We start from the raw sequence: 16,666 nt of genomic DNA on the forward strand, positions 1-16,666 counted from the left end.
AGATTAACTTTTACAACATATATATCTAAAAATATTCCTTCCGGTGAAACGTTACACGACATCTTCAAAAAAAATATCGTTTTCATTGAAATTATTTTAACATATGTTTATAATTTGTGTCAATACTATATATAAAAAGTTTTTGTATAATTTTTTATCTTTCTTAATTAAATAATATACAGTAATATTTTATAAAATGTACCCTTTGTAAAGGACATTGTTAAAAATACTGTGTAGAATCAATGAGATGATTTCTGTATTCAACAGGAGTCATCCTTTTTAAATTCCATTGATATCTATAGTTGTTATAATAAATCATGTACTGGTCTATCTCATTTTTTAGGTCTTCTAATGTTTGGCATTGTTTTATGTTTACTTCATCTTTGAAATGCCCAAAGAATGATTCCTGCGGGGCGTTGTCCCAACAGTTTCCTCGTCTAGACATAGATTGACCAAACCCACATTCTTTTACTAACTTCTGAAATTTAGGACTTGTGTAGTGTGATCCTTGATCTGAATGAATGAAAGCTTCAGGATGAAATTTTACACTTTTTGATTTCTTAAGATTGGTGATAGTATCGATAACTATATCTAATGTGAGACTATCAGATACATTATAAGCCATTATTTCATTAGTTGATGCATCTTTAATGGTCGACAAATAAGCCTTTTTGCTTTTATTTTTATAGAACAAATAGGTAATATCCGTAAGCAATACTTTGCCAGGGGTATTCTGTTTGAAATTCCTATTAAGCACATTAGGTAAGACTTTATGTTCTTTAGTTGCTTTTACCATTCGTCTATATGGATTTGCTTTTCTATAAGGACAAACTATGTCATATTTTTTCATAAGTCTGCGAATACGTTTTAGATTATATACAACTCCATATTGAGATTTCAATACCATCTTTATTTGTCTTGCACCTTTTTTATGTTTTTTGAAGTTGAATGCCTTTAAAATTATATCTTTAACTTCCAAATCATTATCGTTGCGCTTGCTGCGCAAGCATTCGGATTTTGCTGAAAAATAATTATAATATCCAGAACGTGATACACCAGCTAATGTGCATAAATAGCTTGTCATATTCTTTAATTTATATTTTTTAATTACTGATTTAATAAGAATGAAATTTTCTTTTGTTAATGAACCTATTTTCGTTTTATCACTCTCCTTTCTATCAAATCGAGTTTTTTTAATAATTCATTCTCAGCTTTCAGTAGAGTAGTTTGTACTTTAAGACGTTCATATTTTTCGTCTATAGAAAGTTCCTTATCACGAGGTCGCCCAGCTTTGCCTTTTCTTGTATCATCTAAACCATGTATACCGTTTTCCTTATAGGCAGCACGCCATTTTTTACTTATCGATTCAATTCGTCCAATCTCTAAGATACTTATCACGAAATCAGATTCTTCAAATATCTTTCGTGGAAACTTTCCTTTTTCGTATTCTGATATAAAAATTCGTCTGAATTCATCTGTATATGTAATTGATCTTTCACTAACATTTTTTACATATTTATTTCTAGATATCAATTCTATTTCTTCTTTTGTAAATAACTTATTACTCATAAAATCTACTCCTATCTCTTTGTTTTATTATACATAAAAACCCTATAAGATAGATATTTTATTTACTGTCTATCTTATAGGGTACATTTTATTATTTAATCCTGTATTCTATATATGTTGCAATAAAGTCTTCACATATATCTTAACCCGCATTTTACAAGCAAATTCTAAAATTCTAAAGTTTTAAAATTCTTTTATTAGAACTTTAGAATTCCTAATTGTAAAATCATTATTTAAACTTATATAAATGCAAATATGAAAATTCTTATAAGGCACATTCGAAAAATAGCAAGTGAGTATAATACTATATATTGTCATTTTCTTTTATGTGCCTTATGTTACAAATTATACACACACAAAACGTATTTTTTTTATTTATGCTATGTTAAAGTGTAATCATCAACATCAAACTCGTAGTTTTTATAATAATACTTACGGTCTTCTTCTGTAATTTCACGAATGACCTTGCATGGATTTCCTACTGCTATCACATTATCCGGAATATCTTTGGTAACAACACTTCCTGAACCAACAACAACATTATTTCCAATGTTAACTCCAGGATTTACAACAACATTTCCACCAAGCCAAACATTATTTCCTATGGTTACCTTTCCAACATCTAAAATAGTGCAATTATAGTTTGCAAAAAAGTTGTTTCCAACTTCAATATTTTTACCATAATCACAATGAAATGGTTGCTCTATAAAAACATTATTATCCGTTTTTCCAAGTATATCTTTAATAAGCTTATTCATTTTTTCTGTTTCATTTGGACGAAGTAAATTATATTCATATATTTTTAACTTATTTTCCACCCTTTCTCCACTAAGTCCATCTAGCCATGTATATGGCAGACCCGCCAACATTCTATTTTTTTGATTCATTTTTTTCTCCACCTTTCAATATCTTTATGTTTTCTTGTTATATCTGATAAATAAGCATCAATAGAAAATCCACCACAAAGTTTCTCTATGGTTTTCTTATTATATCTTATAATTTTTCCCATATATCCCATTGTATTCTTTAGGTCTCATAATTCCGCCACATTTTTCACACTAGAAACAAGGCAGTTCATCTATATTACTTTGATCCATCTCATCAAAGTATTCTACAACCTCCTTAGGTATATTTTCTGTTATTCCACATTTTACACATTTATATGGTATCATTTCTTCCAATTATTATTACATCTCCTACTTGCATAACACCTGTATCAGCATCTAGTGAATAAATTTTGCCATCTACTTGAACTACCCCAGTTTGCATTATTCCTGATACATCTGAAAAATACCATCTACCATTGTCATTAATCCAACCCATCTTCATTTCTCCCGAATCACTTAGACTATACCATGTGCCATTATCTAGTACCATTTACCTTGATTTTGTTTCCAAGCTGCTGACACTCTTATTGCAGATGTTGTGGCTATTGTCATAGTTGCGACTGTTATTGATACTAATCTTAACTTTAACTTTTTCATCTTTTTACCCCTTTTCTTATTATTTTTAGTAGTTTTTATACTTTGAGTCTAGTAAACATCCCTCTGCTTAGCACAGCCTTGTAATTTACGTATAGAACAAAAAATAACAAGTCAGTATGCGTGTCCATTTAGTGTCATACTCATGAGCATGTTCAACTATAGCCCGCTATAAGGCAAATACACATGGCAACTTTGGACTTGTTATTTATTTTCATGTGCCTAACAATATGAAATATACTACATTTAACAATATTATTAGCTGATAAATACATTTTATAATTACTAAATGTACTTTATAATTATTAAAGAAAATGATTTTATAAACTTACATAAAATAATTATATAGATTAATTTATATGTATCTTATCTATGTAAGAATATTAATTAACAATAATATTTGATTTAAAAACAAGAGAATTTTATTACATAATAAAATTCTTATTATAAGGAGAGATTTCATATGTACATAAAATTAAAACAACTTATTAAAAATTATTCTATTCATAATAAATTGAAAAGAACATTTTCATCTATTATAGGACTTACTCTTTTTCTCATGATAGTTGTGATATCTGTTGTACTCTTTATCTCTTCAAGAACAAATTCTTTATATGGTGGCCCATATAAAGTTTCTCAGACAATATCGGATATTAGAGTTAATCTACAAACAATGAATATGAACATGTATAAATCTATTTCAGAAACTGATTTAGACAATAGAAATATATATTTACAAAACGCTGATGAAGAAGCTTTAAAGCTTACAGGTAATTTAGGGATTCTAAAAGAAATATTTAAAGAAGATCCCGTATTACTAAATGAATTTTTATCAAGTGTACAAAGCACAGAAGATGAGAGAAGCAAATTAGGTGATTTGCTTAAATTAAATGTTAGCTCTTCAGTAATTCAAATAAGTCAAGAGACTTATTCTTTGAAAATTGCAAATACTCAAAATTTTATAGTTAAGATTTTTGAAACATCTCAAAAAAGTGCAGAATCTTTTGTAATCAATTCAAACATATATAAAAATGCATCTCTTATGTTCCTTGTTTTTACTATGCTGATTTTAGTAGCAATATCCACTTTATTGAGCAAAGCATTAGAAGATTCATTATTTGAAGGAATTAATCATATTAATTATATAGCAAAAAACTTATCATCTGGAAATCTTAAGATAGATTCTACTAATGTATAAATTAATATTCTTTTTATAACATCTTTCTTCTCTTCACAATATTTTTATACATTTAAATTTAATATTTTTTAAATCAATCATATGAATTAATATAATTGTAAAGCCCTCTCCCCCTTTAGTAGATCTTTGTAATTTGTTAATTTTACTTAAATCTAACTGTTATTATTCTTTGTAAGTGTACACATAAGATACTCACCACCTAGAATTTTTAATTTTGGTGTTTTTGATTATTTATTTAAGTCATCCTCTGATGAAGAAACTCTAGAAATATCAGCAAGATGTTGCATTAACTCCAATATATCCTGTGAAGTTGCTGCGATTTTTTCAGTTGCAGTTGTTTGTGCTTCAATACTAGTGCTTATTTCTGATATCTGACAAGCCATGGATTCAATAGACTTAATCATAGAATTAAGTGATGTGTTAACATTTTTAACAGATTCTTTACTTAGAGTTGCAAGTTTACCCATTTCTTTAGCAACTACACTAAAACCTCTCCCAAAATCTCCTGCTCGCGCCGCTTCTATAGCTGCGTTAAGTGCGAGAAGATTAGATTGCTTCGCTATATTTTCCATAACTTGAAGTATATCATCCAAATCTAAAACCTTATTATATGTTTCTCCACTAAAGACGGATATTCCCTCAACAAATGTAGTTAATTGCTGAGAAGTTGAAGCTACTTCTTGAATTTCCGCTGAAAGTTTTGAAACAGAATCATATACATTTAAAAATATTTCTTTACTTTCTTTTTGTTTCACTTTTTTCTGCCTCCTAGCAAATATTTTTATTTTTTCAAACCTGGCATCATTTCATTATGCACTTAAAAACAACTCCATAATAAGCCAATAAATAATATTACGAAAGTCTTTACAAACTAATAAAAAACAGTAGATAGTTTTGTTTTTAGCACAAAACTATCTATTGTCCTAACTTGAGATAACTTTTTAATTGGTTTGTGGGAATACTACTGTTATAACGCCTGAATCAGCGTCATTTGTTGCTTTTGCTCCATTCACTGTAAAGAAGTCTTTTCGCACGCCTATTAATGTATAACCTTCTTTTGGTGTTATTGTTATTGTTGCTGTGTATGGTGTGCTTGCAGCAAATGTTCCTGAAGTTCCGCTCCATGCAATCGTTCCTGTATATTCTGTCGTATCAGCTATTGTTAATACTGGAGTTGCTCCTGTTACTGGTGCTGTCACTCCTGCTATTGCTGCAACTGAAACTGCTGCTCCAGTTGTTGTTGATGTTTGTCCAGCTCCTAAAACAGAATCTTCCTTAAGAGTTATATTCCTGAATTCTGATGGTCCATTCCATACATTTAATCCAAGTTTCCCTGTTGTATAATAATTTTGTTCTATATTATCACACACTAGTTTATCATCTATCCAGAAACTAATTTTGTTTCCTACTAGTTTTACTTTTAGCTTGTACGTTCTGTAGGTTGTTTCACCAACATTACCATCTGCAAGTTCAACCTCACTTCCATCTGGTAGCCGTGCAAACATTCTCCATGAGCCCCACTTTCCTACATTAGCTATAATACCTCCGCCTGCGAAGAAATCATCGCTTTGAGCAAATAATACAACACCTGCAACATCGCCACTTGCTGGGATTTGGTTACGCCAATCTCCTAAAATCTTAGAATCTATGTCTAAAGTATATGTGTTTTGAGCAGTATCTATATTTTGATCTGATATTGCAAAACCATTTTCTTGTTTACCTTTATCTACCACATAGCTATCATCAGAAACATGTAAGTCCTCTGGTGTATTGTTAAAAGTTAAACCTGAGCCAGGAATACTTGTTTGAGTACTTGGAACATTATTCTTAAGAGTTACATTTGTAAATGATGTTGCTCTTCCAAAAACATTTAATCCAAATCTTCCTGTTTCAAAATCTTGATTAGTATCACAAACTAATTCGTTATCAATCCAATACTTAATATGTTTTCCATTTACTTCTGATTTTAATTTATATATATTATCATCTGTTTTTGGAACTATACCGTAAATTAAATCCTTAACTATTGGATTTCCATTTCCATCAAGCCCTGTGAATTCAAACACTCTATATTCACCATTTTTATTTATATTTGCTATTACAGATCCTTCCTTTGGATTTGCATTTTGAGATAATAGTATAAGACCTGCAGTATTTCCATCTGATACATCTGCATCTGCCTCTAATGTAGATACCATTCCAATCTCATTGGTTTGTTCTGATACTGCGAATGCATCACCATCATCATTCCCTACATAAGCATTACCCTTAACATACCAAGTCCCATTAGTACTAAAGCTAGTTAAATCTTTAATAATACCACTTGGATCATTACCATAAACATTTAAATTAGCTGTTTTTTCAGCATTTCCATCTTTAGAAATAGCAGTTAAAGTTGTACTTCCTGCTTTTACTGTCTTAAATGTTGTCTTTATATTATCTTGGCTTACAATTTCTAAAACCTCAGCATCTGAAAATTTCCATATAACCCCTTGCTCTGCTGATTCAGGAAGTGTAGCTGTATAAATAGAAAATTCATCCCCTACAGTTTTGCCTAGTTCTCCTTCACTTAATGATACTAAAACAGCTTTAGTTCCCTTAAGTTCATTATTCCAAATACCACTTAATGGGTAATATGCTATTGTAGCTTTTGTTTCTCCACCAAGTGAATATACTTCTATCCCTTGACTTGAACGATTAGGGAAAACTTGAGCTGAACCACATACCTCTCCATTATTTCCATATACCTCTACAGATGATGAATCTACAAAAATATGCAATTGAATCTTACCATCTGCTGTTTTATTTACCTTACTACTATATGCTTGTGCGAAATTCCCTGGTGCTTGTCCTGATTTCGTACGATCAAGGGTTACTTTTCCACTTGCAATATTATACTTAACTATTGTTTCTTGACCTGCATCTTTTCCAACACGTAATTTAAATCCAAATTCTGTTGTATTTGCATTTGGTGTAAACTCTGAAACAATTTCATATTTACTTCCAGATAAGTTACTCATAATATTAGGTTGATCTGGAGAAATTGTAACATTATCAAAGGTTATAGGTTCTTTACGTAAGGTTTTATATTCTTCTATTGGTTGTTGTATCAAACGAATCCCTTCATCTGTTTGAGCTAATTTTAATTCATTTTGTAGCGTAAATTGTCCGTTAAATGTCTTTGTTATTGGGGCAATGGCATTACAGTAATCCCAATTATTCATCCAGTTAATCATAATTCTTCTACCATCTGGTGTACCATTTTCACCTGTACCATAATAAGTTTGAGCAGCATATGAATCTTTACCAAAATTCATAGGTAAATGTTCATCATTATCAGGAACAAATTTCCAAACGCCATCTACTTCTTTAAAATCTCCAACTCTATAATATCTTCCACCTTCACTTAACACCCATTTATATGTTCCAGTATCTCCAACTTCTAATTTATATATATCTGGACACTCTGTTTGAATTTCTGGCTGCAGTCCTTCTGCTTTCCAAGTCTTTAAATCTGTTGATGAGAAGAATCTTAGTGGTCCGCCTGCAACTACCATCATCCATTCTTTAGCATCTTCATTATAGAATACTTTAGGATCTCTAAATGCAGAATTATTTAATGGATCACTTTCTGCTGCAATAACAGGATTTCCTTCATACTTAATCCATGTTCTTCCATTATCCTTACTATAGGCAATACTTTGTTTTTGTCTTTCTGCACCGTTATCCTTATAATCTTGAGTATAAATTGCAACTAATCCTCCACCAGCAATTCCATCAAAGAAACCAGTCGTATTATCCTTATCTACAACTGCTGATCCTGAGAATATTGTTCCACCATCATCTGGTGCTAAAGCAATAGGTAGTTCTGTCCAATGAATTAAATCTGTACTAACCGCATGTCCCCAATGCATTGGTCCCCATACTGACGCATCTGGGTTATATTGATAAAATAAATGGTATTCACCATTGAAGTAAACCATTCCATTAGGATCATTTGCCCATGCCTTAGCAACAGAAAAATGATATTGTTCACGATAATCTTCTAAATAATTAGTTGAAACACCAGCATTAATATCTTTATTATTATTATTATTACTATTACTACTACTACTACTACTACTACTACTACTACTACTACTACTACTACTACTACTACTACTACTACTAGATGTTGCTGCTGTATTTGATGCGTTAGTATCCTTGCCTGAAGTATTAGTACCAGTCAATTGAACACCAGCTGAATTAAATGCTTTAGATGTTGGTATACTGTCTCCTATCGCTTCTCCACTTTGTGCAAAAGTGTAAACTTTTCCATCAATTGTTACATCTCCTACTTTCATAGATCCTGTAGTAGCATCTAAACAATAAGTTTTTCCATCTACTTGAACTACACCAGTTTGCATTGCTCCTGATGCAGCTGAAAAATACCATGTGCCATTGTCATTAATCCAGCCTGTCTTCATTTCTCCTAAATTATTTGAATAGTACCATTTGCCATTATCATTAATCCAACCTGTATTCATTGCTCCTAAATTATTTAAATTGTACCATGTACCATTATCATTAACCCAACCTGTATTCATTGCTCCTGAATTACTTAAATAGTACCATGTACCATTATTGTTAACCCAGCCTGTCTTCATTTCTCCTGAATTATCTAAATAGTACCATGCACCATTATCGTTAATCCAACCTGTCTTCATTTCTCCTGAATCACTTAAATAGTTCCACTTTCCTTCATTTTGCATCCAAGCTGCTGATGCACTTACTGAAGGTAACGCTGCTGTTGTCATAGTAGCTACTGTTATTGCTATTAACTTCAACTTTAATTTTTTCATTTTTTTACCCCTTTTATCTTTATTTTTAGTAGTTTTTATCTTTCGATTCTTAAATATAATTATTTTAATAACGTTAAATTTATATTTCTATAAGTAGAGAACTCTAACCTATGATTTGATGTGAATCACTTACTCAGCGACTAAAAGGAGTCGAGTTTCCTTAAAAATTCCATATGAGTTTACTATAAATATAAAAACCTTTTCATTTAGGTAAAGTTTACTTTTTAATTAAATTCACATATAACTAATTAAAATACAGTATTAATATATAGCACAAATCACCCTATAACATATTGTTTTTATATACAATATATTATAATTGGGCAATTCATGCTATTTAATTGTGACTATTAATTTATAGTAAATTTCTTAAAATAATCTACAGGTTACACCAAGAATTATTGTAATATTCCGCATGCAACACCTAATATACCTACTGCAAATAATCCAAATATGATTAATAATGGATTAACTTTTTTCTTCAATAAGTACATACATGCAAATGTTAATAGAAGTGGAACTAATCCTGGCATTAAACTATCTAATACACTTTGAACAGTTGTAATAACTTCTTTTCCATCAGCTTGTGTATATTTAGATAAAACAAATGGTATGTTAATACTTGTCCATTTTGAAACAAGACCACCTATAACTAATAATCCAAGTACTGACGATCCTTCTGTAAGATATCTAAGTTTATTCCCTGACATATCAGAAACTAATTGAGTTCCTTTTTCATATCCGTAGAACATTCCATACCAATTTGTTGCAAGTCTTATTGCATTAAATCCTAAGAAGAATATTAATGGTCCAATAATGCTTCCAGTAAGTGCAAGTCCAGCACCGAGTGCTGCAAGTACAGGTCTTAAAGTTCCCCAGAATATTGGATCTCCAACTCCAGCAAGTGGTCCCATAAGACCAATCTTAACACCACTGATTGATGCTTCACTAATATCAGCACCATTTGCTCTTTGTTCTTCCATTGCTGCTGTTATACCCATAATTGGAGTAGCCATGAATGGTTGTGTATTAAAGAATTCTAAGTGTCTTTTAAGTGCTTCACTTAATTCGTCACCTTTATATAACTTCTTCAAAGCTGGTATCATCGTTACACAAAATCCTATTGCTTGCATTCTTTCAAAGTTGAATGATCCTAATAGAAAATTTGAACGAATAAACATGCTTACTATATCACTTCTATCTAATTTCTTTTCACTCATTATAATATCCTCCTTTTTTTATTTACATTAAGTCTGAATCGTCAATACCATCCGAGTCACCAGCTACTGCTACTTTACTTTCTTTTGCTATTGATTGAATGTGGAATATAGCGCAAATAACACCTATTGCTCCAAAACCAATCAAGTTAACACCAGTAAATGCTGCTAGTATGAATCCAATAAAGAAGAATGGCATTAATGACTTAATATTCATCATGTTAATTACCATTGCATATCCTACAACTACTATAAATCCACCGGATACTTGAAGTCCTCTTGTAATTACTGGTGGAATAGCTGCAAGCATTGCGTTTACAGCATCTGTACCCGCTAGCATTCCTACTATAGCAGCTGGTACAGCTACACGGATTCCTTGAAGTGATAATCCTAAGAAATGACACATTTCTATGCCTCTTGTATTACCAGTCTCTGCATATTTATCAGCTAAATGTTGGAAAAATACTGTTATTGTTCTTACAAATATAGTAAGTACTTGTCCTGCTGCTGCAATTGGAATTGCTACTGCTATACCTGCTCCAATTGATTGATGTCCAACTACTACAAGTACTGTTGAAATTACACTTGCAAGGGCTGCATCTGGTGCCATTGCTGCACCAACATTCATCCACCCAAGTGCTAACATTTCAAGTGTTCCACCTAATATAATTCCTGTTTGAATATCTCCAAGTACAAGTCCGACTAGTGTACATGCAACTAATGGTCTGTGAAATTGTGCTTCATCAAGTACGCTTCCCATACCAGCAATTGCTGCAACTATTACTAATAAAATTAATTGTAAAGTGTTCATTATAATTCCTCTCTTTCTTCTTTTAATTATATAAAATTTAATTTTATATCTATATAAGTTTTAACTCTTTTAATCTATCCATTAAGTTAATCTTGTTATCTTTTGCTAATTTTCTTACCTCTAATTCGATACCTTTTTCATTAAGCTTTTTAAATGCTTCAATATCAACATCATTCATACATAATGCGTTTGTAATTTGTTTGTCACCGGCTTTAAAACACATTCCACCAACGTTTACAGATTTAATATCTATTCCGCCTTCAACCATTCTTAATACATCTGTAGGGTTTGTAAATAAAAATAAAGTTTTGAAACTGTCAAATTTAGGATTGTTATATGCTTCAATTGCTTTTGCTATTGGAAGCACATATGCTTTTATTCCTGGTGGTGATACTTGAATTACTAATTGTTTTCTCAAATCATCTGCTGCAACTTCATCACTACAAGCAAATATTCTATTGCACCCACTCTCTTTCGTCCAAACTGTTGCAACTTGTCCATGTATTAATCTGTCGTCTATTCTTACAAAACTAATTTCCATTTCCTATACCTCACTTTTTTTAATTTATATTTGCTTTATAAAAAATTACATATAATTTTTATAACTGTTTGAAAATTCTATACCATTTCATCTTCTATATCTGTTTGAATATTTTTAGTTAAAACTCTAATAGCTTCTTTACCCGAATTTTCTGCAATTGCTAATAATTCTGATAAGCTTGAAAAATCTCTACTTCCCAAAGTTTCTAAAATCATTGGAAGATTAACTCCAGCTACAATTTCCATATTGTCATGTTTCATTGCAATAATACTAGCTGCATTAAATGGACTTCCTCCAAAAAGGTCTACCATAAATAAGACTCCATCTGCGCAATCTAATTCATTTATAAGCTTATTATATTTTTCTAATAGGTTTTCTACACCTTCACCTGGTTTAAAAGTGACAGTACCCACATTTTCTTGAGTTCCAAAAATCATTTCTGCTGATTTAAGAATTTCTTCTGAAAACATACCATGGGTACCTATTATTACTGAGATCATTATTTCATCATCCTTTCACTACTACATATATTGTTTCTATACTAAATTATATAAAGCAATTAGCATGCCAAATAAGAGTGTAAATACAAATATATGATGCTCAAGTAAGGTTTTTACTTATTTATTAATAATTGAATATTTTGTTTTACACTCTAACTTCTCAAATTACATACTTATAATTAAATTCAACACAGTTATCTCTTAAATTTAAGAGAATTAACACACCTTTATAATGTCAGCAATATAATATATTTCGTCATCAGTTAAATTTATTGATAATGCAGTTTTAAAAATTAAGCTAGCTTCCTTTAATGCTTGTATAGTTTGTTTATCAAATTCTAAATTGTCATTATCATATGTTAATCCATTGTTCAGAAGCATTCTTTCTAGTGCACATGCAACATGAAATATAATTCTTAATTTAACTGGATTTTCAAAATTTATATTCACTGATTTTTCAATTAAATTCACAAATTCATCTAATAACGAATAGATCTTTTTAGGATTAAGAAATGTTATAAATTCACTAAGAGTTTGTATGCAGAGATTTTTAAAAATTATTTGATTTTCTCCTCTATTAATAATAGGTTGAATATTTTTACCTTCTATAATATTTATTAGAATACTTTCTCCTGTCCCATCAATCAATTGCTCTATGGATATAAAAGGAATCCCAATATTAGGGTTTTCAATACCTATAATAGCTAAAATATTATTTTCTTCAGAAATCTCACTAATTGACTTAGTTAAATTATTCAATCCAAGTGGAATAGTGTTGATATTTTCAGAGCCAATATTATTCGTAACATTTTCTACTAATTCTTTAAGTTTAATTGCTGCACCTTTTCCAGTAGAACAAATAGTAATTATAACTTTTTCATGTTCTTTCTTTTCTTGAGTAAGTTGTGTAGTTATGTTATTAGTATATCCTCTAAAATCAGTAAGTAAGTATGAATAAACAGAATTTAAATCTGTATCACAAACAGAACATTTTCTAACAGCTTCTAATACTAATGGGGTAGATACCATATCAACACTTTTAGTAATAATATTAGTTTTTTCAGTAATAACATCACTGAAACTATTTAGAGATCCCATATCAACTAAAAGCAAAACTCCCTTCCCCTCATTAACTGCTTTAACCTTTTCAATAACAGTTTCTAAGATGTCAGAAGGATTCATTTCAAGTGGCATATCAACTGCTAGAATATTATCAGCATCAAAAAGTTTTTTAGCTAAGCTAACCATACCCGTAGCAATACTTGAACCATGTGCCGCTACTACAATACCTACTCTTTCTTGACGAGATGACTCTTGTATTGAATTCAAAAGTAATGCTAAATACTCTATTTCTACATTAGGTATACTAATATTAAATTTCTTTTCTATAAGTTTATGAATATCTTTAGCCACCTCATATTCTTTACTTTCAATTGATATTGATAAATCAATGTTTGATTCAAAAGAAACAGTATTTTTTTTAATACGATTAAATAATGCGCTAAAATGAAGACTTATAGCATAAATGAATCTTTCATTTAGTTTTTTATTTAATTTATTTTCAGCTAATATTTTTATTTCTTCTGCAAAATCAACAATACCTTTATCAACAATCTTTAATAGCCCTTCTCTACGATTTATATCATTCTTAAACCTCTCGTAAAACCGTTTTAAATGTATATTTATATCTGTAGTTATAAAACTCTTTATTTCCTCATCATTCATTCCTTCTTCTTGAAGAAGAGAAGTTTTATTTTCTATTATGCTATAAATATTAAATGGTGTTTCATAATCATCTGTTTCTAAAAATGTTTTATTACCATCAGGCTGAATAGTAATACTACTTGGCATCATATTCCACATAGTTGTATTATCTTTGGTTTGATTTCCAAATGTTAGTATTCCACTTTTTATATTTGGAGGTAATAGTGCTAAATTTATCTCTATATCTTTATTTGTGTTAATACAATTAAAAAATCCCTTTGCACAAACTAACTGTATATTGGATTTTAATTGTCCAACATTTCCATATGTAGTGCTACCTATTAAAGCTTTTATAGCTTCTGATGAAATTGTAATAGTTTTATTTACTCTCTGAGCTTCCTTTGAAATCAGATATTGCACCAATTCTAACTTTTCATCAATAGGTCTTTCCTCAAAAGCAGGAATATTTATAGTTATAGGAATTCTTCTAACAAAAGTATTAAGCAATGTAGAACTCGGATCTTCTGTTGTAGCTCCAATCAATAATACACTTGCTTTCCGGTGCCTATCGCTCTCTCCAAGCTTATTATATGTACCTGTATCCATAAAATAAAAAACCATTTCTTGACCTTCTGGTGGTAATCTATGTATTTCATCTAAAAACAATATACCACCATCTGCTTTTTCAACTATACCTTCCTTTTCTTTTTCAGCACCTGTGAATGCACCTTTAACATAACCAAATATATAAGATAAAAGAAGTTGTGGATTATTACTATAGTCCGCACAATTAAATATAATAAATGGTGGATCTTCAGTCAGCTCTTTTATATGCTTATAATATTCATACATCATATTTGCAAACAAACTTTTACCAACGCCTGTACTGCCAATTATTAATGTGTGAAGACCATTTGGTGGATATAACAAAGCAGCTTTAGCTTGTTCTATTTGATTTTTTAGACTTGTGTTAAAACCAATTAAAGAATTGAAAGGTGACTTATCTTCTTGTTTAGCATCTGATGCATCGCTAATAAAATTACTAATTTCTATAATTTCATCGCAATCATCATTTAGCGTTACATTTAATATTTTTATAAATTGCTCTCTATCAAAATACAGAACAGGTCTATTTATAATCTTAATTATTTTCTTTTCCCTACAAAGAGTATTAAGTTCTCTTGATACATTACTTCTTAACATTTGAAGATGCTCTCCAACTTCTTGAGCACTAAATCCCTTTATTTTCAATAATTTTTCTTTAGTAAATGCTTTAGAATTTGATAATATATAGTCATAAATCTTATCAATTTGTTTCATTAATTAATACCTCCTTTTAACCTATATTTTTAATATGTACTTATTCTAGCTAATAAGTTCAAAATAATTTGTCCTTCTATTTAATTATTAGGTAAAATTTCAAAGCAAGTATTTATAATTACTGAAAGTAACCTTTACATTTTATTACTTGTCTAATAATATAAAAGCAATTAGTATGCCAAAAAGCGTGTAAATAAAAAATATATTCTACTAATTTAAGTTTCTCACATACTTTTAGTAACTAAATATTTTTATTTTACACACTTGATTTTCTTTTTACACACTAGTATTCATATTTAACACAATTTTTTCTTTAGTTTTAAATAGTTAACATGTATGTAGTGTTAGGAATATGGGAGGTTCAAAAAAATAACCATTTATATTCTTTCAGCTCCCTATAATTATATTTTTATAATAAAAGACATTAATATAACTCTTTTATTTCGCTTAATGTAGGCATTGATGCTATTGCTCCATAGTTGGTGCATGTAATTGCTCCTACTTTATTAGCAACTGCAATTATATTTTTCCATTCTTCAAAACTTATATTACGTTTATCTTCAATATCAGATACTTGTTTTAATACAGCTCCAACAAATGCATCTCCAGCACCAGTTGAATCTACTTGCTTAATTTCCATAGATGAAATTATTTCATTTTCTCCATTAACACTTAGATATGTTCCCTTAGAGCCTAAAGTAATAGTTACAACTTTAACTCCTAATTCATGTAACTTATTAACTCCTGCTGTTATGTCTTTTTCTTTAGTCAATAAAAATAATTCTTCATCGCTTAACTTAGTAAAATCACTTTGTTTTATAAATTTAATACTATCATCAATAAACCAATCTAATTTGTCTGAAGTAATTAATGCGTCACGATAATTGGGATCAAAAGACACATAAATATTATTAGATTTTGCGTATTCCAATAACTTATAATAAGTCTCCTTTAATTCTCCTTCTAAAAACCCTGTAGCTGAACCAAAATGAATTATATCTGAACTAGCTATCTTTGATAAATCAATATTTCCAAATGAATATTCACCATCACTACCTCTTAAAAAATCAAAATTACGTTCTCCATTTTCATCAATTCCAACTAAAGCTATTGTTGTACTACCTTTTTTTACCGCCATCTCAGTATTTATATTTAAATCCTTCAATAAAGCAATTAAATATGTTCCAAAGAAATCATTTCCTACTTGACCTAAAAAATATGCATTACCTTCTAATTTAGTAATACTTGCTGCTACATTGGCAGGAGCTCCACCTGCTTTTTTCTCAAATTTTTCTCCATTTATTAACCCTTTGTTGTCAACACAAACCATATCAATTAAAAGTTCACCAATACAAAAAATATTTTTATTCATCTTTAATCTCCTTGTCTAATTTAAAATAGTTGCTTGCAGAATTCTGCAAGCACTAATTATATATTTTTAAATGCCTATTTTATGCTTTATAAATAAGGCTATATTTTTCTAT

Annotated in this window: 14 protein-coding genes; 1 reads left to right on the forward strand and 13 read right to left on the reverse strand. The window is 29.9% G+C overall.

The window, feature by feature from the left end; translation table 11 throughout:
- Nucleotides 1-220 precede the first annotated feature (220 nt).
- From psyc5s11_RS23900 to psyc5s11_RS23910, 5 genes are all read right to left on the reverse strand, one after another.
- A protein-coding gene (locus psyc5s11_RS23900; RefSeq protein WP_375541960.1) for an IS3 family transposase occupies nucleotides 221-1,569 on the reverse strand; the annotation gives its coding sequence in 2 pieces (ribosomal slippage) (nucleotides 221-1,182 and nucleotides 1,182-1,569; 1,350 coding nt in all).
- Between the two features lie 380 nt (nucleotides 1,570-1,949).
- Nucleotides 1,950-2,456: a maltose acetyltransferase domain-containing protein gene (locus tag psyc5s11_RS23905; RefSeq protein ID WP_224034961.1), complete on the reverse strand. Its 507-nt coding sequence runs from the start codon at nucleotides 2,454-2,456 to the stop codon at nucleotides 1,950-1,952.
- Nucleotides 2,453-2,578: a hypothetical protein gene (locus tag psyc5s11_RS27960; protein WP_258712388.1), complete on the reverse strand. Its 126-nt coding sequence runs from the start codon at nucleotides 2,576-2,578 to the stop codon at nucleotides 2,453-2,455. Before psyc5s11_RS27960 ends, psyc5s11_RS23905 begins: the two co-directional genes overlap by 4 nt.
- 49 nt (nucleotides 2,579-2,627) lie before the next feature.
- Nucleotides 2,628-2,750, reverse strand: coding sequence for a hypothetical protein (locus psyc5s11_RS27965; RefSeq protein ID WP_258712389.1), 123 nt, complete (start codon nucleotides 2,748-2,750; stop codon nucleotides 2,628-2,630).
- Nucleotides 2,728-2,946, reverse strand: a complete 219-nt coding sequence (locus psyc5s11_RS23910; protein ID WP_224034962.1) for a hypothetical protein — start codon at nucleotides 2,944-2,946, stop codon at nucleotides 2,728-2,730. Before psyc5s11_RS23910 ends, psyc5s11_RS27965 begins: the two co-directional genes overlap by 23 nt.
- A 567-nt stretch (nucleotides 2,947-3,513) precedes the next feature.
- Between psyc5s11_RS23910 and psyc5s11_RS23915 the strand changes: the two genes are divergently transcribed.
- Nucleotides 3,514-4,248, forward strand: a complete 735-nt coding sequence (locus psyc5s11_RS23915) for a hypothetical protein (RefSeq protein WP_224034963.1) — start codon at nucleotides 3,514-3,516, stop codon at nucleotides 4,246-4,248.
- 227 nt (nucleotides 4,249-4,475) lie between these two features.
- Here psyc5s11_RS23915 and psyc5s11_RS23920 read toward each other — a convergent pair whose 3' ends face one another.
- The 8 genes from psyc5s11_RS23920 to psyc5s11_RS23955 all read right to left on the reverse strand — a co-directional run bounded on the left by psyc5s11_RS23920 (nucleotide 4,476) and on the right by psyc5s11_RS23955 (nucleotide 16,554).
- Nucleotides 4,476-5,003 (reverse strand): methyl-accepting chemotaxis protein, encoded by a 528-nt coding sequence (locus psyc5s11_RS23920; protein WP_311196387.1) that lies wholly within the window; start codon nucleotides 5,001-5,003, stop codon nucleotides 4,476-4,478.
- 186 nt (nucleotides 5,004-5,189) lie between these two features.
- Nucleotides 5,190-9,089: a GH32 C-terminal domain-containing protein gene (locus tag psyc5s11_RS23925; RefSeq protein WP_224034964.1), complete on the reverse strand. Its 3,900-nt coding sequence runs from the start codon at nucleotides 9,087-9,089 to the stop codon at nucleotides 5,190-5,192.
- Nucleotides 9,090-9,487: 398 nt separating this feature from the next.
- Complete coding sequence (gene manZ / locus psyc5s11_RS23930; protein WP_224034965.1) at nucleotides 9,488-10,309, reverse strand: PTS mannose transporter subunit IID; 822 nt, start codon at nucleotides 10,307-10,309, stop codon at nucleotides 9,488-9,490.
- A 22-nt stretch (nucleotides 10,310-10,331) separates the two neighbouring features.
- On the reverse strand, nucleotides 10,332-11,117 hold the full coding sequence (locus psyc5s11_RS23935) for a PTS mannose/fructose/sorbose transporter subunit IIC (protein WP_224034966.1): 786 nt from the start codon (nucleotides 11,115-11,117) through the stop codon (nucleotides 10,332-10,334).
- A 49-nt stretch (nucleotides 11,118-11,166) separates the two neighbouring features.
- Nucleotides 11,167-11,658: a mannose/fructose/sorbose PTS transporter subunit IIB gene (locus psyc5s11_RS23940; RefSeq protein WP_224034967.1), complete on the reverse strand. Its 492-nt coding sequence runs from the start codon at nucleotides 11,656-11,658 to the stop codon at nucleotides 11,167-11,169.
- A 77-nt stretch (nucleotides 11,659-11,735) separates the two neighbouring features.
- On the reverse strand, nucleotides 11,736-12,158 hold the full coding sequence (locus psyc5s11_RS23945) for a PTS sugar transporter subunit IIA (RefSeq protein WP_224034968.1): 423 nt from the start codon (nucleotides 12,156-12,158) through the stop codon (nucleotides 11,736-11,738).
- 216 nt (nucleotides 12,159-12,374) lie between these two features.
- Complete coding sequence (locus tag psyc5s11_RS23950; RefSeq protein WP_224034969.1) at nucleotides 12,375-15,182, reverse strand: sigma 54-interacting transcriptional regulator; 2,808 nt, start codon at nucleotides 15,180-15,182, stop codon at nucleotides 12,375-12,377.
- A gap of 424 nt (nucleotides 15,183-15,606) precedes the next feature.
- A complete protein-coding gene (locus psyc5s11_RS23955; protein ID WP_224034970.1) occupies nucleotides 15,607-16,554 on the reverse strand; it encodes a carbohydrate kinase family protein in 948 nt (315 codons plus the stop codon).
- Nucleotides 16,555-16,666 lie beyond the last annotated feature (112 nt).

The organism is Clostridium gelidum (assembly GCF_019977655.1).
GTDB classification, from domain to species: Bacteria; Bacillota; Clostridia; order Clostridiales; family Clostridiaceae; genus Clostridium; species Clostridium gelidum.